Below are 22,880 nucleotides of genomic sequence, written 5' to 3' on the forward strand. Positions count from 1 at the left end.
TCCCAGGACGTCCTCGGACCGTCCGCCTACGCGGTGACGCCGTCCACACCCACACGGCCACGATCGGATCCTCCCCGCCAGTCAACTGAGCCAGGAGGCCCGCGTGATCCGCGATGTCACCGGAATCTGCAGGATCCGAATGCTGTACTTGCAGCTGCTGTACCGCTGCAATTTCTCCTGCCTGCACTGCTTCCACGGCGAGCGCCTGAAGCAGGCCGACGCCTTCACCGCCGAGGAGGCAGTCGGACTCATCCGGCTCATGCGCGAGGAGTACGGCACCGAGGCGGTGACCCTGCTCGGAGGCGAGCCCTTCCTCTACAAGGAGCTCGCGCAGGTCGTCCGCTACACCCGGCAGGAGCTGGGGATGCGGGTGGAGATCTGCACCAACGGCTATCGGATCGAGCGTCGCCTCACCGAAATTGCTCCCTACGTGGACCTGCTGCGGGTCTCGTTGGAGGGTGTCGCCGGCACCAACGACGACATCCGCAGGCTGGGCAGCTACCACGCCGCGCTCAGCACGCTGAACCTCGCTCGGGAGCTCGGCGTCATGACGGCCGCGACGATGACCGTGACCTCGCGGAACATCGACGAGGTGCTGCCACTGGCGCGGGTCATGCAGAGGTTCGGCGCCCGTCAGCTCAAGCTGCACTGCCTCCGCCCGGTCGGCAACGCCACCCACCACCCCGAGCTCCTGGTCGGCGACCCGACCGCGTACACCCGCCTCCGCGAGGGCCTCCGGACGGCCGGGCTCTCCATCGAGGTCATCCTCGACGAAGACCTCGCCGAGGGCGGGGCGCCGGAGATCTGCGCGCCGGCCGGCGGCCCTCGCGAGATCGAACGGATCGAGGCCGATCCGCGCGGCGCGCTCACCATGTCCTGCAAGGCCGTGGGCAAGGACTCGCACGCCTTCTGGTACGAGAAGACCGCCAACCACATCGTCCATCGGCCCTCCGCCACCGACGAGCTCACCCTCGCCGTCCCGGACGTGGTGTACGCCCGTGCCTGACCGCCCGGTCTTCGAGGCGCTCGAAGGCTTACGGGGATGCGGAAAGTCCACCGTCGCGCCACTGCTCGCGGCGGCTAGGGGCGCGGTCCTGGTCCCCACCGTGCCGCTCTTCTACCAGCCGCTGCGGCGCCAGGTGGATCTGCGGGAGAGCGTCGAGGCCCGCCTGTGCTTCTACCTCTCGGCCCTATTCACGGCCGCCGAGGAGATACGAGAGCACCTCGCCGCGGGCACCCCGGTCGTCGTCGAGAGCTACTTCGCCCGGTGTCTCGCGAACCACCACGCCTTCGGGGCCCGCCTCGGCGTCGCCCTCCCGCCAGACCTTCCCCAGCCCACGACGTACCACCTGCTGTGCACGGAGGACGAACGGCAGCGGCGCCTCGCCCGACGGATCAAGCCCATCTCCCGGTGGGACGCCCTGAGCGAGGAAGGCGCAGACCGAATCTCGACCGCCTACGCCCAGTTCCCGATGCATCGCATCGACACCACCGGCCGTGCCCCGGAGCAGATCGTCCAGACGATCCTCACCACCGCCCAGGAAGGACATCACCGTGCAGACTCAGAGCCTGTGGGAGCACACCCTCACGTTCTTCCCCCAGTTCCTCGCCACCCTGAAGGAACGCACGCCTCCTGACGCCACAGTCGCAGTCGTCGGTGCGAGCGACGGCAAGTTCGTGCTGCCCCTCGCCGTCGCCGGATACCGCGTCATCGCCATCGAGCGCGACCCCTTCGCCCTCCACGGAGGCGAGGTCAGCCTTCCGGGTGACACCCAGGCCCACGCCCCCGGCCTCATCGACCGCCTCAAGGCCGAGGAGCTCCACGAGCGGGTCCAGATCATCGGCGAGGACTTCCTGACTGCCGAGCTCCCAGGGGGCCACTGCGACGCCGTCTGGACGAGCTGCTCCTGGCACTACAGTGCCAACCACCAGAGCCCGCTCGCCGACTTCGTCCACCGCATGCAGTCCCTCGTGCGCGAAGGGGGCTTGTTCGGCGCGGAGTTCATGATGCCCGTCGAAGAGCGCCACGAGTTCATCGAGCACTACACCTCGCCCGAAAGACTCACCCGCCACTTCGCCCCCGGCTGGGACGTCCTGCTCACGCTGCGCACGAACCCGTTCGTCGAGCGCCCGCACCTCGGCCAGCCCCACGACCACACGCACCGCATGGGCCTGCTCATCGCGGCCCACACCCCCAGGTAATCGCACCCAACGAGGAAGACGAACATGAAGCACGAGTACGAGGCCAAGTTCCTCAACGCCGACGTCACCGCCCTCCAGGACAAGCTCACCGCCCTGGGCGCCACGCGAGCGTTCCCCCGCACCCTCCTCACCCGCAAGATCTTCGAGAACGACGCCCTCGACAGCGGCGCGTGGATCCGCCTGCGCGACGAGGGAACCCGCTCCACCCTCACCCTCAAGCAGGTCACCGACGCGACGACCATCGACGGCACCACCGAGATCGAGACCGAGGTCACCGATCTCCACGCCATGGCCGACATCCTCCGCCGCCTCGGCCTCACCGAAGTCCGCTACCAGGAGAACTACCGCGAGGAGTGGCACCTGGGCGAGGTCGCCTTCGACTTCGACACCTGGCCCGACCTCCCCACCTTCGTCGAGATCGAAGGCCCCGACGAGGCGTCCGTCCGCCAGGCCGCCGCCCTGCTCGAACTCGACTACACGGAAGCCCGCTTCGGCAGTGTCGACGAAATCTACAAGAGCGAGGCCGGCCGCGACATCCTCGCCGAGCCCACGCTCCTGTTCTCCGACGAGGAGAAAGACAGGCCGAACTCGACGGCGGCCGCGAGGCGATAGGCACGACCGGCAAAGCTCAGGCCCTTGGGGCGGGCCCACTTCGCAGGCCTCGGGTGGGACCGCCCTCTTTCCGAGAGTCGCTCCTTCCGGCGGTGCGTCAAGGGCGCTCCTTCGTCGCGTCGGCTTCGCCGATTTCGCTGCGCTCCACCCTTGACCCACCGTCTCCAGGAGCGAAAGACCTCTCGGAGGGCGGTCCGGGGGGCGGGGTCATCGCCGGGCTTCGGGCAGCATCCGGGGTCGGCGTGCGTCCGCTGGCCGGTGGGTGGGAGCTTGGCTCGTTGCCAGGGTCGGCGGGTCCCCACCGCGTCGGTTCGGGGTGCGCAGTTGTTGAATGGGGCGGCCCGGCTCCGGTTTGGCGGCCGGCGGGAGTTCGGGGTGGGGCTTCAGGCCCCGGTGGGTGGGAGGGGTGAGTAACCCTGCATTTCTCCGAGTAACAGGCCCCGGATTAAGCCCCATAGGGGACGCATGCCCTATTCCGGGCGGAGAAACTGCACGAAACACTCGCCGACAGCTCCCACCACCCACGAACACAGACCAGCGGGGCCTGAAGCCCCACCACGGGCCACCGCAACTCGCTAAGCGCCGCCCGGCTGCCCCATTCAACTGCCGCGCACCCCCGACCAGCGGGACTTCACCCACCCACCCCCGCTACGAACCCAGCCCCCACCCACTCACCGACACAGCCAAACCGACCGCAACCGATGCCCGGCCTCGCCCCACCCACCGACCCGACACCCGCCCACGGCGCCCGGCAACACACGGGCAAGTCGCGTAGGCCACGCCCCCGGCCGCCCTCCGAGTGTGAAAGGCGGCCTCCGCCGCCGGGTCAAGGGTGGGCGCAGCCCATCGCGCAGCGACGCCGCAGGCGCCCTTGACGCGGCGGCGGAGGCCGCCACACTCGGAAAGAGGGCGGCCGCACCCGAGGTAGACCTGTACCGCAACCCCGAGCAGCCGCCCGTTGCGGGGCAAGTCGGCTGTCAGTGGGATGCGGATTTGGTCGGGCCGTCGTTCTGGGTGTCGGACAGAGCTGCGTGCACGGCAGCCGCAGCGTGAAGTCGTGTGGTGGGGAAGACCGGAACGGGACTGTCCTCGGAACCGATGAGAAGCTCGATTTCGGTGCAGCCCAAGATGATGCCTTCCGCTCCGCCGGCGACCAGGTCCATGATGACCTTCTGGTAGGCGCCGCGGGACTCTTCCCGCACGATGCCCAGGCAGAGCTCCTCGTAGATCACGCGGTGAACGATCGCGCGCCCCTCAGCGTCCGGGATGCGTACATCGAGTCCGCCGACTTCGAGACGGCCTCGGTAGAAATCCTGCTCCATGGTGAACGCCGTGCCCAGCAGCCCGACTTGACGCAGACCCGACGCCCGTACAGCCTCCGCGGTGACGTCGGCCAGGTGCAGCAGGGGGATGGAAACCGCCGCCTCGACATGGTCGGCGACCTTGTGCATGGTGTTGGTGCAGATCAGCACCATGTCTGCGCCGGCTGCCTCGAGAGCCTGAGCAGCCGCAGCAAGGATCTTGCCTGCCTCTGTCCAACGGTCTTGGACCTGCAACTGCTCGATCTCCGCGAAGTCCACCGAGTAGAGCACGCACCGCGCCGAGTGGAGTCCGCCAAGGCGGTCGCGCGTGAGCTCGTTCAGCAACCGGTAGTACTCCGCTGTCGACTCCCAGCTCATCCCACCGATCAGCCCGATCGTCTTCATCGCCACGCCCCTCACATCGACTCCGAGCGGCCCCGCGTTCACCACCGGATGCTTCTATATAAGGAGTTGAGCATGACAGACCACCACGTATAAGCCCCGCTTGGAGTCAGCGGAGCCCCCACGCCCAGTGACCGTTCGCCGCGGGGGGGGCTGAAGCACGCACCTGAAGGTCACCCACACGGGCGGTCTTCACTCACCGTGCCAGCCCAGACACATTGAGTGCGGTACGTTCGCGCAAAACGGCCCCCGTCGACGGTTGCAGCCATCGGCGAGGGCCTGAACCACTAGTGGAATTGGACTCCACCGTGATCTACCGGCACTTTAACGCGCCCTCTCGCGCCTTCAGCCAGTTCTCGCACGAGCTCATCCGGCACCCTCGGCTCAATTCCGACGCCGTTCGGCTTTTGACCTGGCAGCTCTCCCTTCCCCAGGACGCGCGCGAGTCTCTCTCCGCGACCGCCGAACGTGCCCGTATCGGGGCATGCGCGTTCACTCGCGCCAAGCGGCAGCTCAAGGAGGAGGGATTCGTGCATGATCGGCGAGTCCAGGCGGCCGGTGGTCGCTGGGTCACCCAACAGCTCGTCTCCAGCATCCCGTTGACCTCCGACGAGGCCACCAAGCTCCTTGCACGGACACCCGCTCTCACCTGCACGGATCGCGTAGCCCCGCAGGTCGTACCGAGTCCCCGGAAACCGGTCGCCGGTACCCCGGCCGCCGGTGGGCCGGTGACCCCGTCCACCGACCGTCATCCAAAGAAAGACCTGAAGGAAGACACCTCCAACCTTCCGGCCGAGACGGCCGAGACGGCCGAGCCTGGCGACGTGGGCCAGGTGGGCGAGGCCGTCGAACCCAACGACGAGACCGAGACCGCCGACGGCACACCCACCAGCCCCCACCTCGAAGAGGCCCGCGCCCTCATCGGCGCGCTGCCCCTCCTCTCCCCCGCCCTCCGCCACATCCCTCCGGGCATGCGCGACGAACTCACCCGCCTCGCCGCTCGCTGGCTCGACGCCGGGCACATCTCCACCGCCATCCACGAGCACGTCCTCCGCGGCATGCCCGGCGCCGGAACACCCGTACACCGGCCCGGCGGCCTCGTCCGCTACCTCCTCCGCGACGTACCGCCACGTGCCCTGCCGACCCCGCCCACACCGACCCCCACCCGGACCCGGCTCTCCGTCCGCCTCGAAGGCACACGAGAGTGCACCGGCAACCACACCCAACCCATGCTGTTCCGGCCGCTCGCCGACGAGACCCTGTGCGCCGAATGCGCCACACCCACCCCGAACGAGCCGATGTCGGTGCCCGGCGGGGAACACGTCCACACCCCCTCGTAGGCTCGAAGGACGAACCCCTGACAGGAAGGCCCCCGCCATGCCCCGCATCCCCACCCCCGCCATAGCTGCTGCCGGACTCGTAGGCGGTTACGCCGTCGCTCGGTGGACCAAGAAGCGGCCGCTCGGTGGGGTTGTGCTTGCGGGGGCCGGGGTCGTGGCTGCTCGGGAGTGGCAGCAGGTGGGTGGGGTCAAGGCGTCCGTCGGACTCACGACCGCCTACGTCGCCGCGTTCGCCGGGTCCCATCCGCTCGCCAAGAAGATCGGGGCCTGGCCCGCGGTGTTCTCCGTCGCCGGGGCCGTGGCCGCCGCCTCCTGGGCCGTCACCCGCGACCGGGGCTGAGTCCGAGCGGGCCCTGGGCTAGGCCGTGTCTTTCGGATCATCGCGAAAGACACGGACTGAGGCTCGGCGCCGTCGGGGCTACCGGGGTCGCAGGGCGTGGAGATCCGGCAGATGGCGTTCGCCGACGTGGGGCAGGTGGTCTTCCGTCCTTGGCTACCGCACAGACGTACGCGCTGCCTCGGTGGGGGCGAGTCCGTCTCCACGACGATGTCCTGGATGTCGGGCCAGACCCACTTCCGCACCCCGGGTGGCCTACTTGGCGGCCCAGCAGCCCAAATCGTTCCGCTTCCCCTCCGCCGCCCGGCGCGGCGCGTCCGGCGATCCCAGCAGACCGTACGGCAGATACCCGGACCGGACACCGAGTTCCCACCCATGGACCTGGACGGCGAGGCAAGCCAGGGCGAGGGTGCCGAGGGGCAGGAGGGACCGGGGCGCGGGATCACCGGCATCGGCCTCGACGCTCTCCCGGTACGCGACCAGCCGGGCGACGAGGGCGTCCTCGAAGGCGTGCTGGTCGTCGTCGAGGAGTACGCGGAGCAGCTGCTGGTCCGCGCTCAGCGCGTCGCCGACCTCGTCGAGCCGCCGGGCGGCCTCCGTGCGCTCCCCGGCGTCCGGCTTGCGCAGCGGAACCGTAGGCCAGTCGCGGGGCAGATGCCCGGCCGCCTCGGTGAGATAGGGACACAGGGCGTCCATGGCGGCGAGGTCGGCGGGGTCGGAGACGGAGGTGTACCGGTTGTAGGGCACGCCGTCACGGATGGCGGGCGCGTAGTCGCCGCGCAGCAGCAGCCCATTGACCCGCTCCCAGTCCCACACATGCCCGCTGACGACACACATCTCGAACATGTCGAGCCAGGTCCGCGCGGTGGGCGCCTCCTTGACGACGTCCCGGAAGGTGATGGGCCCGTCCCCGAACTCGTCGTCGTCCGGGTCCGTGCTGATCCGCTCCCCGACGAGGGGGAACCGGAGTTCCTGGTCCCCGCTCGGGAAGCACATGATGCTCAGCACTCCGTGCACACACTCCGCGGCGGTGACGGCGACCGTGCCGGCCGCAGCGTCGAGCCCCGGCTCCGTCACCGTTCGCGCGGCGACATGGTCGAGCAGTTCGTCCGCCATGGCCCGGATCAGCGTCGGCGAGATGCTGCCGTACCGCAGCGAGTGCCACCGCGTGTAGGCCCGCCCGTCGATGTCGTCGAGCGCCTCGGCCAACCGCTGCCCGCCGACTTGATGGCAAGTCACATTCCGCACGTACCCCGTCCCTTCATGAACTCCACGACTGGACGAAGCACATTATCAACGGGCACTGACAGCACTAGAGCGCTTCTTTCGGATCACCTCGCCGACCAGATGATGATGGCGGCGATGTGGAGTCCGGCAAGGTGATCCGAAAGAAAACGTCCTAGTCCTCCGCCTAGGGCCGACCTCGCACCCGCGACCAGGGCTGAGCCCAGACATCTGGCCGGCCGGCGCTGACCCCGCCGGGGGCGGATACTCCCCCCCTCAGCCCCCCACCCCATGGCTCACCGTATAGATCAGCAGGCCCGCCAAGGCGCCCACCACCGTGCCGTTGATGCGGATGAACTGGAGGTCGCGGCCGATGTTCGCCTCGATCTTCTTCGAGGTCTGCGTGGCGTCCCAGCCGGCCACCGTGTCCGTGATCAGGGACGTGATCTCCGTGCGGTACGTCGTGACCACGTAGGCCGCCGCGTCCTCCGCCCAGCCCTCCACCTTCGACTGGAGGCGGGCGTCCGTCGACAGGCGGTTGCCCAGGGAGATCAGGGAGGCGCGGGCGCGGAGGCGGAGTTGGCTGCGGTCGTCCTCCGCCGCCGCGATGATCAGGTTGCGGACCGAGGACCAGGCCGAGGCGATGATGTCCTGGACCTCCGGGCGGGCCAGGAGGTCCGACTTCAGGCGTTCGATGCGGGCCCGGGTGTCCGTGTCCGCCTGCAGGTCGGCCGCGAAGTCGGTCAGGAAGCGGTCGATCGCCCCGCGCGCCGGGTGCCCCGGCATGTCCCGCATCTCCGTCACGAAGCGGAGGAGTTCCTTGTAGACGCGTTCGCCGATGCGCTTGTCCACGAAGCGGGGGGTCCAGCCGGGTGCGCCGCCCTGGACCGCGTCCATCACCGACTCGCCGTGGGTGACCAGCCAGTCGTGGGCCCGGGTGCACACCAGGTCGACGGCCCGGTGGTGGGCCCCGTCGGCGACGATCTTCTCCAGGGTCTTGCCGAGGCCCGGCGCGATCTCCGCCGCCTCCGCCCGCCGGGTGATCGCCTCCCCCACGACCGCCTGGACGTCGGAGTCGCGGAGGACGGTGAGCGCGCCTCGGAGTGCTGTGGAGAGTTCCGCCGTCACGCGGTCCGCGTGCGCCGGGTTCGCCAGCCACCCGCCCAGACGGCTCCCGATGCCCAGGGCCGCCAGCCTGCCCCGTACGACGTCCGCCGACAGGAAGTTCTCGCCCACGAACTGGCCCAGCGACGCACCCAGCTGGTCCTTCTTCGTCGGGATGATCGCCGTGTGCGGGATCGGCAGGCCGAGTGGGCGGCGGAACAAGGCCGTCACAGCGAACCAGTCCGCGAGCGCGCCCACCATGCCCGCCTCCGCCGCCGCCGCGACATAGGCCGTCCAGGGCCCCCAGCCCGCGTTCCGCGCCCAGGTCGCCAAGGCGTAGATCACCGCCACGGCGAGCAGCAGCGCCGTCGCCAGCGACTTCATGCGGCGGACGCCTCTGCTCTTCTCCTCGTCCGCCGCCGTGTACGAAAAACTCACCATGGGCCTGACCTCCTACATCAGGGACTCCCGGCGCTCTTCCCGAGTTCCCCCGTACATCTTCGCGATCACCGTCTCGATGTCGGGTTCCCGCACCGAGAGGTCGAGAAGGGGGTACTTCGCCGCCACCGCCGCCACCAGCGGGGCCGCCGAGGTCGTGGCCGGGAAGGCCAGCCACTGGCGGGGGCCCTCCGACCGTACGAAGCGGGCTCCCGGCACGTCGGTGATCGGCGGCAGTTCGCGCTCCAGGTCCACCATCAGGAGGCGTTCGCTCTCGCCCACCGCGTGCAGGCCTCCCAGCTCCCCGTCGTACATCAGGCGTCCGTGGTCGATGACCATCACCCGCGAGCAGAGTTGCTCGATGTCCGTGAGGTCGTGGGTGGTCAGGAGGACGGTGGTGCCCTGTGTGGTGTTCAGGTCGCTCAGGAACTCCCTCACCCTCGCCTTCGACACGACGTCCAGGCCGATCGTCGGCTCGTCCAGGTACAGGACCTCCGGGTCGTGCAGCAGCGCCGCCGCGATGTCCCCGCGCATCCGCTGCCCGAGGGACAGCTGGCGTACCGGCACGTCGAGCAGCTCCCCCAGCTCCAGGAGCTCCACGCACCGGCCGAGGTTCTCCCGGTAGCGGGCGTCGGGGATCCGGTACATCCGGTGCATCAGCCGGTACGAGTCCTTCAGCGGCAGGTCCCACCAGAGCGTCGTCCGCTGGCCGAAGACCACTCCTATCCGTTGCGCCAGGCGGGTGCGCTCGCGCGAGGGATCGATGCCCGCGACCCTCAGCCGGCCGCCGGTGGGGGTGAGGATGCCGGTCAGCATCTTGATCGTCGTCGACTTCCCCGCGCCGTTCGGGCCGATGTAACCGACCATCTCCCCGCGCTCCACGGTGAAGCTGATGCCGTCGACCGCCCGGACCTCCCTCCTCTCGCGGCGGAGGAGGCCCGCCCTCCGGCGGACCGTGAAGACCTTCTCCAGTTTCTCCAGTTCGATGAAGGGCATGTCCGTTCAGCTTCCTGTCGATCGGTACGAGCGGATTCCGGCCCGCCACGCCAGCCCCGCCACCCCGCAGCACACCGCCGCCACCAGCGGCGACGCGAACGCCGCCCACTCCGGCACCCCCGCCGGAGCCGGCCGGCCGAGGACGTACAGCGCGGGCAGCCAGTTCACGAACGCCAGCGGTACGACGTACACGACACCCTTCACCAGGTCCTGCGCGAAGATCGTCGGCGGGTATCCGAGGAGGGTGTTCCCGCCGTAGGTGAAGGAGTTCGTCACCTCCGCCGCGTCCTGCATCCAGAAGAGCGTCGACGCGCCGAGCACCATCACCGCGGCGAAGATCACCGCCCCGGACACCACTGTCACCGGCAGGAGCACCAGCTTCACCGGTGTCCACGCCACGTCCAGCAGGCACAGGCTCCACACCAGGACGAACAACCCCTGGAGCACACGGCCGAACCGCCGCAGCGCGAACTTGTCCGCCGCCACCTGCGCCAGCAGCGGCGCCGGGCGCATCAGGAACATGTCGAGCGAGCCGTCCCTGACCCGCTTCCCCATCCGCTGCAGCGAACCCATCGTCAGATCCGCGATCCCGAACGCCGTGCCCGCCGTCCCGTACAGGAGAGCGACCTCCGCGAACGCGAAGCCGCCCAGGCCCTCCACCTGACCGAACATCAGGAGGATGACGACGAAGTCGAAGAAGGTGACGCAGAAGCTCGTGACGAGCGTGAGCGCGAAGGACGCCCGGTACGTCATCGTGGAGCGGATCCACATGCCCGCCACCATGCGGTACGTCCGCCAGGAGTCACTCAGAAAGCCGGGAGCGGGACCCGGATCCGGACCATATGCGGAACCCGGCCGCGGACCCGGACCCTGCCCGTACGCACCTCCGGACCCAACGCGCGTCCGCGTCACCTCACCCACCCTGCACCACCACCTTCCGCGTCGCCGCCGCCTGCACCGCCCGTCCCGTGCCGAGGAGCACCAGCGCCCAGCAGCCCTGGAAGGCGTACGCCCCGGCAAGCCCCCAGCCCTCGTACTTCCCCAGGTACACATCGGCCGGCACCTGGAGCAGCGACGCCCACGGCAGCACCCGCGCGACCTCGCCGAGCGCGCCCGGGAAGACGTTCAGCGGGAGCAGCATCCCCGAGAAGAACAGGCCGCCCAGCCAGGCCACCTGCACCACGCCCTGGCCGTCGAGCAGCCAGAACGCGCTCATCGCCACCAGGTACCAGATCGCGAAACCGACCATGGAGCCCAGCGCCACGGCCACCAGGAAGGCGAGCCAGGACCCCGGCCCGGCCGGCAGCGTGAAACGGAAGGCCAGCCAGCCGACCGCCATCGGGACGACCCCGCGGCCGATCAACTGGTAGGCGGACCTGCCCAGGTTGGCCGAGAACCACCAGGTCTGGAGGTCGGCGGGGCGGTAGAGGTCGACCGCGATGTCCCCGGTCCTGATCCGCTCGATCAGCTCGTCCTCGAAGCCGCCGCCCATCATCCCGCAGACCGTGATCAGCGCCTGCCCGATCCAGACGTACGCGAGCGCGTCGTCCATCGAGTAGCCGCCGAGCTGCGGGCGTTCGTCCCAGAGGGCGATGTACGTGTACGACAGGATGAAGCCGAAGACGGAGTTCGTGAACACCCCCGCCGCCGTCGCCACCCGATAGGTGGCATGGCGCCGGAAGCCACCCGCGGCCACCGTCGCGTACAGCCGCAGCATGCCGCTCCCTCCCCGTACGCCCGCCGCAAAGCACGGAAAAACACCGAAGCGCACGACCCTAGCGAGGTGAGCCCGCGACCCGCGACCGGATTTTCCGTCACCTTCGGGTCGCATTCAGGAGTTTCATCGCCTTAGGGGCAATATGGGTTGCCATGCCCCCTTCCTCCGGTACGAGCGACTCCGACGCCCCCCGGCCAGCCCGCCGCACACCGGGCTGGGAACCGAGGGACCCCACCCTCGCCACACCCCCACCCCCCGCGCCGAAGCGCCGCCGTCCCCGCCGCGTCCTGCGCACCCTCTTCGGGCTCCTGCTCCTCGGCACCCTGCTGCTCGCCGGCGCCTTCGTCGCCGGCTACCTCCTGGTGGAGATCCCGCCCGCCAACACCGCCGCCCTCGCCCAGTCCAACGTCTACCTCTACCGGGACGGCAGCACGCTCGCCCGCGACGGCGAGGTCAACCGCGAGAACGTCCGGCTCGCCCGCGTCCCCCTCACCGTCCGGCAGGCCGTCCTCGCCGCCGAGGACCGCGACTTCCACACCTCGCGCGCCGTCGACCCCAAGGCGATGGTCCGCGCATCCTGGAACACCGTCACCGGCAAGGGCCGCCAGTCCGGCTCCACCATCACCCAGCAGTACGTCAAGAACTACTACCTCGGCCAGGAGCAGACCCTCACCCGCAAGGCGAAGGAGTTCTTCATCGCGATCAAGCTCGGCCGCGAGAAGAGCAAGGAGGAGATCCTCCAGGGCTACCTGAACACCAGCTACTTCGGACGCAACGCGTACGGGCTCCAGGCCGCCGCCCGCGCCTACTACGGCAAGGACGTCGAACGCCTCGACACCGCCGAGGGCGCCTACCTCGCCTCCCTCCTCAAGGCCCCCAGCGCCTACGACGTCACCACCCACCCCGAGAACCGCGCCAAGGCCGTCGCCCGCTGGAACTACGTCCTCGACGGCATGGTCACCGAAGGCTGGCTCACCCGCGCCGACCGCGCAGCCGCCCGCTTCCCCGCCCCCCAGACCGCCCGCCCCGCGACCGGCCTCTCCGGACAGCGCGGCTACCTCGTCCAGGCCGTCGAGGAGTACCTGACCGGGCACGGGATCGTCGACGAGAAGACCCTCGCCGGCGGCGGCTTCCGCATCACCACCACCCTCGAACCCGCCAAGCAGGACGCGCTCGTCCAGGCCGTCGAGGAGCGTGTCATGTCCCGGCTCGACCCGGCGAGCGCCCCCGCCGACCGGTACGTACGGGTCGGCGCGGCGGCCGTCGACCCGGCCGACGGCAAGGTCCTCGCCCTGTACGGCGGCGTCGACTACACCCAGCAGTACGTCAACAACGCCACCCGCCGCGACTACCAGGTCGGCTCCACTTTCAAACCCTTCGTCTTCACCGCCGCCGTCCAGAGCGGGGCACAGACCCAACAGGGCGAACCGATCACCCCGTACACCGTGTACGACGGAAGCAACCGGCGCCCGGTCGAGGGCTGGAACGGCAACCCGTACGACCCCGCCAACGAGGACGACGAGAGCTACGGCGAGATCCCCGTCGGCGCCGCCACCGACCTCTCGGTGAACGCCGTGTACGCGCAGATGGCCGTCGACGTCGGCCCCGGGCACGTGCGACGCACCGCCATCGCCCTCGGACTGCCCGACTCCACCCCCGACCTCACCGCCTCCCCCTCCATCGCGCTCGGCCCCGCCACGGCCAGCGTCCTGGACATGGCCACGGCGTACGCGACCCTCGCCGCGCACGGCCGGCACGGCACGTACTCCCTCGTCGAACGCGTCAGCAGGGACGGCCAGGAGGTGGCCGTACCGGCCTCCGAGAGCCGGCAGGCGGTGAGCCGGGAGGCCGCCGACACCACCACGTCCATCCTGCGGAGCGTCGTCGAGACGGGCTCGGGAACGGCCGCGCTTGCCGCCGGACGCCCGGCCGCCGGCAAGACGGGCACGGCGGAGGACGACAAAGCCGCCTGGTTCGCCGGATACACCCCGGAACTCGCCACGGTCGTCGCCCTGATGGGCCAGGACCCCGAGTCGGGCCGGCAGGAACCGATGTACGGAGCCCTGGGACTGCCCCGGATGAACGGGGGCGGGGCACCCGCCGAGATCTGGGCACAGTTCACCCGGGAGGCGCTGGCGGGAACGGCACCGCGGGACTTCGAGCTCCAGGTGATGCCGGGGGCGGAGGAGCTGCCGCCGATCCCGCCGGTCCCCGATACCCCGGATGCCTCTGTTGCCCCCGATGCCTCTGATGCCTCTGTTGCCCCTGAGGAGTCGTACGAACTGGGCGAGGCGGGACCGGGAGCGGGAGCCGGGGCAGGCCCGGGAGCGGGGGCAGGCCCGGGAGCCGGCGCAGGAGCGGGCGCCGGGGCGGGACCGGGAGCGGCGTCACGCAGCCCCCGGCCGCCTCTCAGCACACCCGGTCAGTGACCCGAGGTCGCCTTCAGACCCACCACGGCGACCAGCAGCAGACAGACGAAGAAGATCCGGGCGGCGGTCGCCGGCTCACCGAGCACCACCATGCCGAGCACCGCCGCACCGGCCGCGCCGATCCCGACCCACACGCCGTACGCCGTACCGATCGGCAGCGTCTTGGCGGCATGCGACAGCAACACCATCGAAGCGACGATCCCGGCACCCGTGAACACGCTCGGCCAGAGCCGCGTGAAACCGTCGGTGTACTTCATCCCGATCGACCAGCCGACTTCCAGCAGACCCGCGACGACAAGAAGAACCCAGGCCATGACGACAACACCTCCGCGAGACGGAACAACAGGGTGCGTCGTCTTGTCGGAATCCCGGTACGGCGCGTCTCGTCGGGTGTCTCCAGGCTAGCAAAAAACGGCGGAAGGCCCTGGTGACAGTGGTCACCAGGGCCTTCGCCAAGCACTGCTACAGATAGAGCCCGGTCGAATCCGTCGTCCCCTGGAACCGGTCCGCGGCCACCGCGTGCAGATCGCGCTCCCGCATCAGGACGTACGCGACACCCCGCACCTCGACCTCGGCGCGGTCCTCGGGGTCGTACAGCACCCGGTCACCGATCTCGACCGTACGGACGTTCTGGCCGACCGCGACCACCTCGGCCCAGGCAAGACGACGACCGACGGCTGCGGTCGCCGGAATCAGGATGCCGCCGCCGGAACGCCGCTCCCCCTCCGGGGAGTCGGTGCGGACCAGGACCCGGTCGTGGAGCATCCGGATGGGCAGCTTGTCGTGCGTGTTCTCGCTCACGGAGTGAACCTACCCGCCCGGGTGCGCCACCCGCGGCAGGGAGGGGTCATCCCTTGTGCCTGCGGGAGGACGCGGCAAGCAGCCCGATGACCGCGACCGCCACGAGCGCCGCCGGCACCACGCGCTCCAGGCGGGGGGCGCCGTCCTCATGGGTGAATCGTGCCTTCACGTCCGAGACGACGCGGTTGACGGCGACGAAGGCCCGTCCGGCGGTCTGGTCGACCGTCGAGGCGACCTTGGCCTTCGCGTCCCCGATGATCGTCTTCGGGTGCACCCGAATGCCGATCTCGTCGAGAGTGACGGCGAGCTGCTCGCGCCGGCGGACGATGTCCGCCTCGATCTGCGCAGGGGTCCTGGCCTCCGACACCGCGCTGCCTCCGTAGTCGTGATCCGGTCGTTGTGGACAGTCTGTCAGCTCCATCACCATCGGGCTCTCCCCGACCCCCATTAGGCTCTGAATGCGTACGCGAACCATCCCGAGGAGAGCCAGCCATGAGCGAGCGACTGCAGCCCGGCGACACCGCCCCCGCCTTCACCCTGCCCGACGCGGACGGCAACGAGGTCTCCCTCGCGGACCACAAGGGCCGCAAGGTCATCGTCTACTTCTACCCGGCCGCGCTGACCCCCGGCTGCACGAAGCAGGCCTGCGACTTCACGGACAACCTGGACGTACTGGCGGCGGCCGGGTACGACGTCATCGGCGTCTCCCCGGACAAGCCGGAGAAGCTGGCGAAGTTCCGCGAGAAGGAGAACCTGAAGGTCACGCTGGTCGGAGACCCGTCGAAGGAGACCCTGGAGGCGTACGGCGCCTTCGGCGAGAAGAAGCTGTACGGCAAGACGGTGACGGGCGTGATCCGCTCGACGATCGTCGTCGACGAGGACGGCAACGTGGAACACGCCTTCTACAACGTGAAGGCCACGGGCCACGTAGCCAAGATCATCAGGGACCTGGGCGTCTGAGCCCTGGCCTCCCCCTGGACGGCCCGCACCCCCGAAAGGGCGGTGCGGGCCGTTCCGCATTCCGTACGCGTTATGACGTGACTGTCCGATATTCGGCTCGTTACTCCGTGCGAGGCTGCGAACGGGTGGCCGGAGCGGAGGGGGTCCGATGGGGACGAGCGCGTACACGAAAGAACGGCTCGACGAGGCGGCGCGGGGAGCGCGGACGCTGACGGAGGCGCTGGAGCGGCTGGGGGTGGATCCGAAGAGCTCGACGCGACGATACGTGCGGGAGCGGATGCGGAAGCTCGGGGTGGACATCTCGCACTTCGAGCAGGAGGGGACACGGTGGACCCGTGAAGTCCTGGCGCAGGCCGTGGCCGCCTCGACGAACATGTGCGAGGTGCTGCGGCAGCTCGGGGTGGAGGTCGTCGGCGGGCAGCACACCCACATCAGCCGACGGATCAAGGCGTACGGCATTGATACCTCGCACTTCCGTGCGCCCTCCCGGCGTGGCGAGACCCGGAGGCGCCGGACTCCCGGGGATGTACTTGTCCAGCAGGACGGCCCGCACCCCCGCCGCGTCCCGAGCGACCGGGTTACGTGGGCGATGACTGCGTCCGGGGTGCACAAGCAGTGCGCCATGTGCGGTAACGAGGCCGTCTGGCGCGGTCGCCCCCTCCCGCTGGAGGTCGACCACATCGACGGAGACTGGCGCAACAACCGGATCGAGAACCTGCGGTTCCTCTGTCCCAACTGTCACTCGACCACGGACACATATCGGGGCCGGGGCAAGGGACGTGCCCGATGACGAGTGGCACGCGGTACACACGCGAGCGGCTGACTGAGGCGGCGGCGCAGTGCACGGACATCGACGAGGTCATGGACTTCTTCGGCACCCCGCCGCACGTCAAGCTCCGCCGTTACCTCCTGAAGCGCTTCGCCCACTACGGCATCGACATCTCGCGCTTTCCGCACCGGCGACGGCGTAGCGGGCCGTCAACACGCCCTACCCCGGCTGACTTGCAGAGCGCGGTCGGAGCCGCAGTCTCCATCGCCGGAACCCTGCGCGCCCTTGGTCTGCCGGACACCGGACAGATGCGTTCACTGTTCCGCCAATGGACTGCGGAGGACGGGCTGAACACGTCCCATTTCCTGGGCCAGGCGCACCAACGTGGAAAGCAGGGCCCTACTCCGTTCAAGCAGGCGGAGGAGATTCTGCTCCGGCACGACGGCAAGTACCGGACCAGAACACGCCTGCTCCGGCGGGCGCTCTGTGAGGTGGGCGTGCCCGAGGAGTGCTCCGAATGCGGTGCCGGTCCCGAATGGCTCGGTAAGCCGATGACTCTGGAGGTCGATCACATCAACGGGGACTGGCGCGACGACCGGCGCGAGAACCTGAGGCTGCTGTGCCCCAACTGCCATGCGACCACCGACACCTGGTGCCGGGGAGGACGTCGAAGTACCTCTCCAACGGGCGCAAGGTGACCGCTACCATGGCTATGCAAGCGGCCGTGGCGAAATAGGCAGCACGCGCGGGCCTTAGAAGCCCGTGGGAGAAATCCCGTGAGGGTTCGAATCCCTCCGGCCGCACGAAAAACGGCCCTGCGAATCGAAGGATCGATTCGCAGGGCGTTCGCATGTGGACCTCAGCCCAGCAGCTCCCGTACCACCGGTACCAGCGCCCTGAAGGCCTTGCCTCGGTGGCTGATCGCGTTCTTCTCCGCCGGGGTCAGTTCCGCGCAGGTGATCTCGTGGCCCGCCGGCTGGAGGATCGGGTCGTAGCCGAAGCCGTTCGTGCCCACCGGCGCGTGGCGGAGGGTGCCCTCCATGCGGCCTTCGACCACTCGTTCCGTGCCGTCCGGGAGGGCGAGGGCCGCCGCGCAGGCGAAGTGGGCGCCGCGGTGTTCGTCCGCGATGTCGGACAGCTGGGCCAGGAGCAGGTTCAGGTTGGCGCGGTCGTCTCCGTGGGTGCCCGCCCAGCGGGCGGAGAAGATGCCGGGCGCGCCGTTCAGGACGTCGACGCAGAGGCCGGAGTCGTCGGCGACGGCCGGCAGGCCGGTGGCCTGGGCCAGGGCGTGGGCCTTGAGGAGGGCGTTCTCGGCGAAGGTGACGCCGGTTTCCTTGACGTCGGGGATCTCCGGGTACGCGTCCGCGCCGACGAGTTCCAGGTCGAGACCTGCGTCGGCGAGGATCGCGTGGAGTTCGGTGATCTTTCCCGGGTTGCGGGTGGCGAGGATCAGACGGGTCATGTCACCGATTATCCCGGGGTGCAGACCTTGCCGATCTCGGTGGCCGCGTCGGTGACCGGGGTGATGTCCGGCGTGGTGTCGCCGTTCTTGACGGCGGTGCGCACGGTGTCGACGCCCTTGGTGAGGTCGTCGACCGCCTTGGAGAGGTCGGCGTTGTCGGTGGTGTTCTTGAGGTTGCCCAGCTCCGTGGAGATGGAGTTGAGGGACTCCTCGATCTGTGTGGCGTCGTTCGACGCGTTGGAGACCGCCTGCTGGAGGTTGCTCACCGAGGTGGCTATCGCGTCGGCGGTCTTGACGCAGTCCATTGCTTTGTCGAGGGCTCCGCAGCCGCTCAGGACGGTGGTGAGTGCGGCGGCCGTGGCCACGGCGAGTGCGAGACGGCGCTTCAAGGCGGGTCCTCCCCCAGATACGTACAGACGAACGACGGACGGGCGCACGGAGCTTATCCGTACGCCCGCCCGTCAGGACGCAGCCAGGTGTCAGAGGGTTCCTTCGAGGGCCTTGCGCTGGATCTCGGCGAGTTCGGCGCAGCCGCCGGACGCGAGGTCGAGGAGCGCGTTGAGCTCCTTGCGGTCGAAGGGCTCGGCCTCGGCGGTGCCCTGGACCTCGACGAAGCGGCCGTCGCCGGTGCAGACGACGTTCATGTCGGTGTCGGCGCGGACGTCCTCCTCGTAGCAGAGGTCGAGGAGGGGGACGCCGTCGACGATGCCGACGGAGACGGCGCCGACGGTGCCGGTGAGGGGCTTGCGGCCGGCCTTGACGAGCTTCTTGCCCTGGGCCCAGGCGACGGCGTCGGCGAGGGCGACGTACGCGCCGGTGATGGCGGCGGTGCGGGTGCCGCCGTCGGCCTGGAGGACGTCGCAGTCGAGGACGATGGTGTTCTCGCCGAGGGCCTTGTAGTCGATGACGGCGCGCAGGGAGCGGCCGATGAGTCGGGAGATCTCGTGGGTGCGGCCGCCGATCTTGCCTCGGACGGATTCGCGGTCGCCGCGGGTGTTGGTGGCGCGCGGGAGCATGGAGTACTCGCCGGTGACCCAGCCTTCGCCGCTGCCCTTGCGCCAGCGCGGGACGCCTTCGGTGACGGAGGCGGTGCAGAAGACCTTGGTGTCGCCGAAGGAGATGAGGACGGAGCCCTCGGCGTGCTTGCTCCATCCGCGTTCGATGGTGACGGGGCGGAGCTGTTCGGGGGTACGGCCGTCGATACGAGACATGGGACGAGCCTAGCGGGATACGGGGAAGGGGCCGTTCCCGTCACGGGATGGGGCCTGTTTCCGTCGGGTGGGGAGGGGCTCCGCTCCCGTCGCAGGAAGGGGCTCGCTCCCGTCGCGGGAAGGGGCTCGCTCCCGTCGCGGGAAGGGGCTCGCTTCCGTCGTGGGGAGGGGCCCGTTTCCGTGGCGGAGCCGGGCATGACGAAGGGCCCGTTCCCCTGCCGGAACGGGCCCTTCAGCTGATGCGGCTGCTTACATCATGTCTTCGATGTCGGCGGCGATCGGGTCGGCGTCGGTGCCGATGACGACCTGGATCGCGGTGCCCATCTTGACGACGCCGTGGGCGCCGGCGGCCTTGAGGGCGGCCTCGTCGACCTTGGACGGGTCCACGACCTCGGTGCGCAGGCGGGTGATGCAGCCTTCGACCTCTTCGATGTTCTCGATGCCGCCGAGGCCGGCGACGATCTTCTCAGCCTTGCTGGCCATGTGTTTCTCCCTGTCCGTTCCGTTCGCGCGAACGCGAATCTCGGCGCACCTGTGGTCCGCTTTGTCACGGTAACTCACGGTTGGCCCAACTTCGCGAGCGAGTGCCGCCGTTCTGTCGAATGATGACGATCACCGGCGGCCTGTCCTCAGCGGGCTCCCGGAGCCTATCGCAACTGGTCTACACCAGTGTGCAACGAGACGCGGACCCGGATCGTTCCGGGCAGGGAGGTCGCCGATGAGTACGGACAGCGCCGCGGCGCGGCCGCAGAAGTCCCTGTGGGGCGGGCTCTTCCAGGGGCTGCAGAAGATGGGGCGCAGCCTTCAGCTCCCCATCGCCGTGCTGCCGGCCGCGGGCATCATCAACCGGCTCGGCCAGCCGGACGTCTTCGGCGCGGAGGGTCTCGGCTGGGACAAGGTCGCCGCGGTGATGGCGGGCGCCGGTGGCGCGCTCCTCGACGGCAACCTCGGCCTTCCGCTGCTCTTCTGCGTCGGCGTCGCCATCGGCATGGCGAAGAAGTCCGACGGCTCGACCGCGCTCGCGGCCGTCGTCGGCTTCCTCGTCTACTACACGGTCCTCCGTCAGTTCCCCAAGGACTGCCCCTCGGGCACGAAGGACATCGGGGGCGCCTGCCTGGCCCCCGGGGACGTCTACGCCGCCTACACGTACCAGAACCCGGGGGTCTTCGGCGGCATCGTCATGGGCCTGCTCACCGCGTACCTGTGGCAGCGGTACCACCGGACGAAGCTGGTCGACTGGCTGGGCTTCTTCAACGGCCGCCGCCTGGTCCCGATCATCATGACGTTCGTGGCGATCGCGTTCGCCTCGCTGTGCCTGTGGGTCTGGCCACCGATCGGTCAAGGTCTGGAGAACTTCAGCGACTGGCTGGTCGGACTCGGCTCGTGGGGTTCGGGCATCTTCGGCCTGGCGAACCGGGCGCTGCTCGTCATCGGCCTGCACCAGTTCCTGAACGTGCCGATCTGGTTCCAGTTCGGCACGTACGAGAAGCCGGACGGCACGACGGTCCATGGCGACATCCCCATGTTCCTCGCGGGCGACCCGAACGCCGGCCAGTTCCTGACGGGCTTCTTCCCGATCATGATGTTCGCGCTTCCGGCGGCCGCGCTGGCGATCACCCACTGCGCCAAGCCGCACCGGCGCAAGGAGGTCGGCGGCATGATGCTGTCGGTCGCGCTGACCTCGTTCGTCACCGGCATCACCGAGCCGATCGAGTACTCGTTCCTCTTCATCGCCCCGCTGCTCTTCGCGATCCACGCCGTGCTCACGGGTGTGTCGATGGCCGTGACCTGGGCGTTCGGCGTGAAGGACGGTTTCAGCTTCTCGGCGGGTCTGATCGACTACGTGATCAACTGGGGCCTCGCGACGAAGCCGTGGCTGATCATTCCGATCGGTCTCGCCTTCGCGGTCGTCTACTACGCGATCTTCAGGTTCGCGATCACCAAGTTCAACCTCCAGACGCCCGGCCGCGAGCCGGACGAGGTCGGGGACGCGATGGAGCGGGAGAACGTCAAGTGACCCCGTGAGCACCCTCCGCGGCCTGACCGATACGGGGCTTTCGCCCCCCTCGTAAGGCTCGAAAAAGGCCCCTGGACCTGACGGTCCGGGGGCCTTATGTCGTGCATTTCCAGCTATGGCTGAGCACACAAAATTCGCAGGTTCCTTATCTAAGTCTCACGTGCTACAACTGGTCTACACCACTCATTGGTGTAGACCACGCGGTCCAGACCACCGCGTTCCACGAGACGTCGCCGTCCCCCCTTTTCACTGTCCTCTGGCGGCGCCTTGCCTTACTGGAGGAAGTTGATGAGTACGGCCACCGCCCAGGCCGCCGCTCCCGCGAAGAAGCGCGGATCCGGCCTGTTCCAGGGCCTGCAGAAGGTCGGTCGCAGCCTGCAGCTGCCGATCGCCGTTCTGCCGGCCGCGGGTATCTTGCTCCGTCTCGGCCAGCCCGACGTGTTCGGCGCCGAAGGCCTCGGCTGGGGCAAGGTCGCCACGGTCTTCGCCTCTGCCGGCGACGCGGTCTTCCAGAACATGCCCCTGCTGTTCTGCGTCGGCATCGCGATCGGCTTCGCCAAGAAGGCCGACGGCTCCACCGCTCTCGCCGCCCTCGTCGGATTCCTCGTGTACTCGAGCGTCCTGAAGGCGTTCCCGGTCAGCGAGGCCGTCATCAACACGACCGCGAACAAGGGTGTCGACGTCGCTGCGACGTACAACGACCCCAAGGTCTTCGGCGGCATCATCATGGGTCTGCTCGGCGCCGTCGTCTGGCAGCGGTTCCACCGCACCAAGCTGGTCGACTGGCTCGGCTTCTTCAACGGCCGCCGTCTCGTCCCGATCCTCATGGCCTTCGTCGGCACCATCATGGGTGTTCTCTTCGGTCTCCTCTGGGAGCCCGTCGGCAACGTCATCACCGACTTCGGCAACTGGATGACCAGCCTCGGCGCCCTCGGCTCCGGCATCTTCGGCGCCATCAACCGCGGTCTGCTCCCGGTCGGCATGCACCAGTTCGTGAACACCGTCGCCTGGCAGGAGATCGGCACCTTCACCGACTCCACCGGCGCCGTCTGGCACGGCGACCTGCCCCGCTTCTTCCACGGTGACCCGTCCGCCGGCCAGTTCATGTCGGGCTTCTTCCCGATCATGATGTTCGCCCTGCCGGCCGTCGCCCTGGCGATCACCCACGCCGCTCGCCCCGAGCGCCGCAAGGTGGTCGGCGGCATGATGTTCTCGCTCGCCCTGACCTCCTTCGTCACGGGTATCACCGAGCCCATCGAGTTCGCGTTCATGTTCCTCGCGCCGCTGCTGTACGTGATCCACGCGGTCCTCACCGCCGCCTCGATGGTCATCACCTCGGCCCTCGGCGTGCACCACGGCTTCACCTTCTCCGCCGGTGCGCTGGACTACTTCCTGAACTGGACGTACGCCTCCAAGCCCTGGCTGATCATCCCGATCGGCCTGGTCTTCGCGGCGATCTACTACGTGGTCTTCCGCTTCGCGATCACCAAGTTCAACCTCGCCACCCCGGGTCGCGAGCCCGAGGAGGAGATCGAGGACCTCACCAAGGCGTGAGCCT

General features: G+C 69.1%; 25 protein-coding genes, 1 tRNA gene and 1 riboswitch. Of the genes, 13 read left to right on the top strand and 13 right to left on the bottom strand.

What is annotated here, in order from left to right:
- Positions 1–103 precede the first annotated feature (103 nt).
- The 4 genes from OG462_RS17475 to OG462_RS17490 are packed head-to-tail and all read left to right on the top strand — an operon-like array spanning position 104 to position 2,814.
- The gene (locus OG462_RS17475; protein WP_406058602.1) at positions 104–1,006 is read left to right on the top strand and encodes a radical SAM protein; all 903 of its coding nucleotides are present in this window, start codon (positions 104–106) and stop codon (positions 1,004–1,006) included.
- Complete coding sequence (locus OG462_RS17480) at positions 999–1,637, top strand: hypothetical protein (protein ID WP_406058604.1); 639 nt, start codon at positions 999–1,001, stop codon at positions 1,635–1,637. Before OG462_RS17475 ends, OG462_RS17480 begins: the two co-directional genes overlap by 8 nt.
- On the top strand, positions 1,555–2,202 hold the full coding sequence (locus tag OG462_RS17485) for a class I SAM-dependent methyltransferase (protein WP_406058606.1): 648 nt from the start codon (positions 1,555–1,557) through the stop codon (positions 2,200–2,202). The genes OG462_RS17480 and OG462_RS17485 overlap by 83 nt, the downstream gene beginning before the upstream one ends.
- A 24-nt stretch (positions 2,203–2,226) precedes the next feature.
- Positions 2,227–2,814, top strand: coding sequence for a class IV adenylate cyclase (locus OG462_RS17490; RefSeq protein ID WP_406058608.1), 588 nt, complete (start codon positions 2,227–2,229; stop codon positions 2,812–2,814).
- A 977-nt stretch (positions 2,815–3,791) separates the two neighbouring features.
- On the opposite strand, the gene OG462_RS17495 is transcribed toward OG462_RS17490, so the two are convergent.
- Positions 3,792–4,520, bottom strand: coding sequence for an aspartate/glutamate racemase family protein (locus OG462_RS17495; RefSeq protein WP_406058610.1), 729 nt, complete (start codon positions 4,518–4,520; stop codon positions 3,792–3,794).
- 527 nt (positions 4,521–5,047) lie between these two features.
- Here OG462_RS17495 and OG462_RS17500 point away from each other — a divergent pair.
- Entirely contained in the window at positions 5,048–5,857 is an 810-nt protein-coding gene (locus OG462_RS17500; protein WP_406058612.1) for a hypothetical protein, read from the top strand.
- A gap of 37 nt (positions 5,858–5,894) precedes the next feature.
- Positions 5,895–6,197 carry a hypothetical protein gene (locus OG462_RS17505; protein WP_406058614.1) on the top strand — a complete coding sequence of 101 codons (303 nt, stop codon included), beginning with the start codon at positions 5,895–5,897 and terminating at the stop codon, positions 6,195–6,197.
- Between the two features lie 252 nt (positions 6,198–6,449).
- Here the strand turns inward: OG462_RS17505 and OG462_RS17510 are convergent, their stop codons facing one another.
- From OG462_RS17510 to OG462_RS17530, 5 genes are all read right to left on the bottom strand, one after another.
- Positions 6,450–7,442, bottom strand: coding sequence for an immunity 49 family protein (locus tag OG462_RS17510; protein ID WP_406058616.1), 993 nt, complete (start codon positions 7,440–7,442; stop codon positions 6,450–6,452).
- 252 nt (positions 7,443–7,694) lie between these two features.
- Positions 7,695–8,963 (bottom strand): DUF445 domain-containing protein, encoded by a 1,269-nt coding sequence (locus OG462_RS17515; RefSeq protein ID WP_406058618.1) that lies wholly within the window; start codon positions 8,961–8,963, stop codon positions 7,695–7,697.
- A gap of 12 nt (positions 8,964–8,975) precedes the next feature.
- Positions 8,976–9,956, bottom strand: coding sequence for an ATP-binding cassette domain-containing protein (locus OG462_RS17520; protein WP_406058620.1), 981 nt, complete (start codon positions 9,954–9,956; stop codon positions 8,976–8,978).
- 6 nt (positions 9,957–9,962) lie between these two features.
- Positions 9,963–10,868 carry an ABC transporter permease gene (locus OG462_RS17525; RefSeq protein ID WP_406058622.1) on the bottom strand — a complete coding sequence of 302 codons (906 nt, stop codon included), beginning with the start codon at positions 10,866–10,868 and terminating at the stop codon, positions 9,963–9,965.
- Position 10,869: 1 nt separating this feature from the next.
- Complete coding sequence (locus OG462_RS17530; RefSeq protein WP_406066581.1) at positions 10,870–11,670, bottom strand: ABC transporter permease; 801 nt, start codon at positions 11,668–11,670, stop codon at positions 10,870–10,872.
- Positions 11,671–11,825: 155 nt separating this feature from the next.
- Here OG462_RS17530 and OG462_RS17535 point away from each other — a divergent pair, with 155 nt between their 5' ends.
- Positions 11,826–14,102 (top strand): transglycosylase domain-containing protein, encoded by a 2,277-nt coding sequence (locus OG462_RS17535; protein WP_406058624.1) that lies wholly within the window; start codon positions 11,826–11,828, stop codon positions 14,100–14,102.
- Here the strand turns inward: OG462_RS17535 and OG462_RS17540 are convergent.
- From OG462_RS17540 to OG462_RS17550, 3 genes are all read right to left on the bottom strand, one after another.
- A complete protein-coding gene (locus tag OG462_RS17540; RefSeq protein WP_093800677.1) occupies positions 14,096–14,416 on the bottom strand; it encodes a multidrug efflux SMR transporter in 321 nt (106 codons plus the stop codon). The two genes, OG462_RS17535 and OG462_RS17540, sit on opposite strands and share 7 nt — an antisense overlap.
- Positions 14,417–14,448: 32 nt before the next feature.
- A riboswitch (guanidine-III (ykkC-III) riboswitch) is annotated at positions 14,449–14,518 on the bottom strand.
- A gap of 46 nt (positions 14,519–14,564) precedes the next feature.
- Positions 14,565–14,903, bottom strand: coding sequence for a co-chaperone GroES (locus OG462_RS17545; protein WP_015033852.1), 339 nt, complete (start codon positions 14,901–14,903; stop codon positions 14,565–14,567).
- A 46-nt stretch (positions 14,904–14,949) separates the two neighbouring features.
- Positions 14,950–15,270 (bottom strand): DUF3618 domain-containing protein, encoded by a 321-nt coding sequence (locus OG462_RS17550; protein WP_406058626.1) that lies wholly within the window; start codon positions 15,268–15,270, stop codon positions 14,950–14,952.
- A gap of 125 nt (positions 15,271–15,395) precedes the next feature.
- On the opposite strand from OG462_RS17550, the gene bcp reads away from it, so the two are divergent.
- The 4 genes from bcp to OG462_RS17570 all read left to right on the top strand — a co-directional run bounded on the left by bcp (position 15,396) and on the right by OG462_RS17570 (position 17,435).
- Positions 15,396–15,863, top strand: a complete 468-nt coding sequence (gene bcp / locus OG462_RS17555) for a thioredoxin-dependent thiol peroxidase (protein ID WP_406058628.1) — start codon at positions 15,396–15,398, stop codon at positions 15,861–15,863.
- A 148-nt stretch (positions 15,864–16,011) separates the two neighbouring features.
- A complete protein-coding gene (locus tag OG462_RS17560) occupies positions 16,012–16,653 on the top strand; it encodes an HNH endonuclease (protein ID WP_406058630.1) in 642 nt (213 codons plus the stop codon).
- A complete protein-coding gene (locus OG462_RS17565; RefSeq protein WP_406058632.1) occupies positions 16,650–17,330 on the top strand; it encodes an HNH endonuclease in 681 nt (226 codons plus the stop codon). Before OG462_RS17560 ends, OG462_RS17565 begins: the two co-directional genes overlap by 4 nt.
- A gap of 20 nt (positions 17,331–17,350) precedes the next feature.
- Positions 17,351–17,435: transfer RNA gene (locus tag OG462_RS17570), tRNA-Leu, on the top strand.
- Between the two features lie 56 nt (positions 17,436–17,491).
- On the opposite strand, the gene rdgB is transcribed toward OG462_RS17570, so the two are convergent.
- The 4 genes from rdgB to OG462_RS17590 form a co-directional block, all read right to left on the bottom strand.
- Positions 17,492–18,094 (bottom strand): RdgB/HAM1 family non-canonical purine NTP pyrophosphatase, encoded by a 603-nt coding sequence (gene rdgB / locus OG462_RS17575; protein WP_406058634.1) that lies wholly within the window; start codon positions 18,092–18,094, stop codon positions 17,492–17,494.
- 8 nt (positions 18,095–18,102) lie between these two features.
- Entirely contained in the window at positions 18,103–18,483 is a 381-nt protein-coding gene (locus OG462_RS17580; protein ID WP_209495048.1) for a hypothetical protein, read from the bottom strand.
- Positions 18,484–18,573: 90 nt separating this feature from the next.
- On the bottom strand, positions 18,574–19,305 hold the full coding sequence (rph, locus tag OG462_RS17585) for a ribonuclease PH (protein WP_189503640.1): 732 nt from the start codon (positions 19,303–19,305) through the stop codon (positions 18,574–18,576).
- A 249-nt stretch (positions 19,306–19,554) separates the two neighbouring features.
- Positions 19,555–19,827 (bottom strand): glucose PTS transporter subunit EIIB, encoded by a 273-nt coding sequence (locus OG462_RS17590; RefSeq protein WP_073914414.1) that lies wholly within the window; start codon positions 19,825–19,827, stop codon positions 19,555–19,557.
- 196 nt (positions 19,828–20,023) lie between these two features.
- Here OG462_RS17590 and OG462_RS17595 point away from each other — a divergent pair, with 196 nt between their 5' ends.
- Positions 20,024–21,322, top strand: a complete 1,299-nt coding sequence (locus OG462_RS17595) for a PTS transporter subunit EIIC (protein WP_406058637.1) — start codon at positions 20,024–20,026, stop codon at positions 21,320–21,322.
- Positions 21,323–21,610: 288 nt separating this feature from the next.
- On the top strand, positions 21,611–22,876 hold the full coding sequence (locus tag OG462_RS17600; protein WP_406058639.1) for a PTS transporter subunit EIIC: 1,266 nt from the start codon (positions 21,611–21,613) through the stop codon (positions 22,874–22,876).
- The last annotated feature ends 4 nt before the right edge of the window (positions 22,877–22,880 follow it).

It is taken from the genome of Streptomyces sp. NBC_01077, assembly GCF_045162855.1.
Taxonomy (GTDB): Bacteria; Actinomycetota; Actinomycetes; order Streptomycetales; family Streptomycetaceae; genus Streptomyces.

Coding starts and splice junctions, on each gene's coding strand:
- OG462_RS17490 (WP_406058608.1), top strand. CDS start 2,227: ATGAAGCACGAGTACGAGGCCAAGTTCCTCAACGCCGACGTCACCGCC.
- OG462_RS17505 (WP_406058614.1), top strand. CDS start 5,895: ATGCCCCGCATCCCCACCCCCGCCATAGCTGCTGCCGGACTCGTAGGC.
- OG462_RS17515 (WP_406058618.1), bottom strand. CDS start 8,963: ATGGTGAGTTTTTCGTACACGGCGGCGGACGAGGAGAAGAGCAGAGGC.
- OG462_RS17540 (WP_093800677.1), bottom strand. CDS start 14,416: ATGGCCTGGGTTCTTCTTGTCGTCGCGGGTCTGCTGGAAGTCGGCTGG.
- bcp (WP_406058628.1), top strand. CDS start 15,396: ATGAGCGAGCGACTGCAGCCCGGCGACACCGCCCCCGCCTTCACCCTG.
- OG462_RS17595 (WP_406058637.1), top strand. CDS start 20,024: ATGAGTACGGACAGCGCCGCGGCGCGGCCGCAGAAGTCCCTGTGGGGC.
- rph (WP_189503640.1), bottom strand. CDS start 19,305: ATGTCTCGTATCGACGGCCGTACCCCCGAACAGCTCCGCCCCGTCACC.
- OG462_RS17565 (WP_406058632.1), top strand. CDS start 16,650: ATGACGAGTGGCACGCGGTACACACGCGAGCGGCTGACTGAGGCGGCG.
- OG462_RS17535 (WP_406058624.1), top strand. CDS start 11,826: ATGCCCCCTTCCTCCGGTACGAGCGACTCCGACGCCCCCCGGCCAGCC.
- OG462_RS17600 (WP_406058639.1), top strand. CDS start 21,611: ATGAGTACGGCCACCGCCCAGGCCGCCGCTCCCGCGAAGAAGCGCGGA.
- OG462_RS17560 (WP_406058630.1), top strand. CDS start 16,012: ATGGGGACGAGCGCGTACACGAAAGAACGGCTCGACGAGGCGGCGCGG.
- OG462_RS17520 (WP_406058620.1), bottom strand. CDS start 9,956: ATGCCCTTCATCGAACTGGAGAAACTGGAGAAGGTCTTCACGGTCCGC.
- rdgB (WP_406058634.1), bottom strand. CDS start 18,094: ATGACCCGTCTGATCCTCGCCACCCGCAACCCGGGAAAGATCACCGAA.
- OG462_RS17495 (WP_406058610.1), bottom strand. CDS start 4,520: ATGAAGACGATCGGGCTGATCGGTGGGATGAGCTGGGAGTCGACAGCG.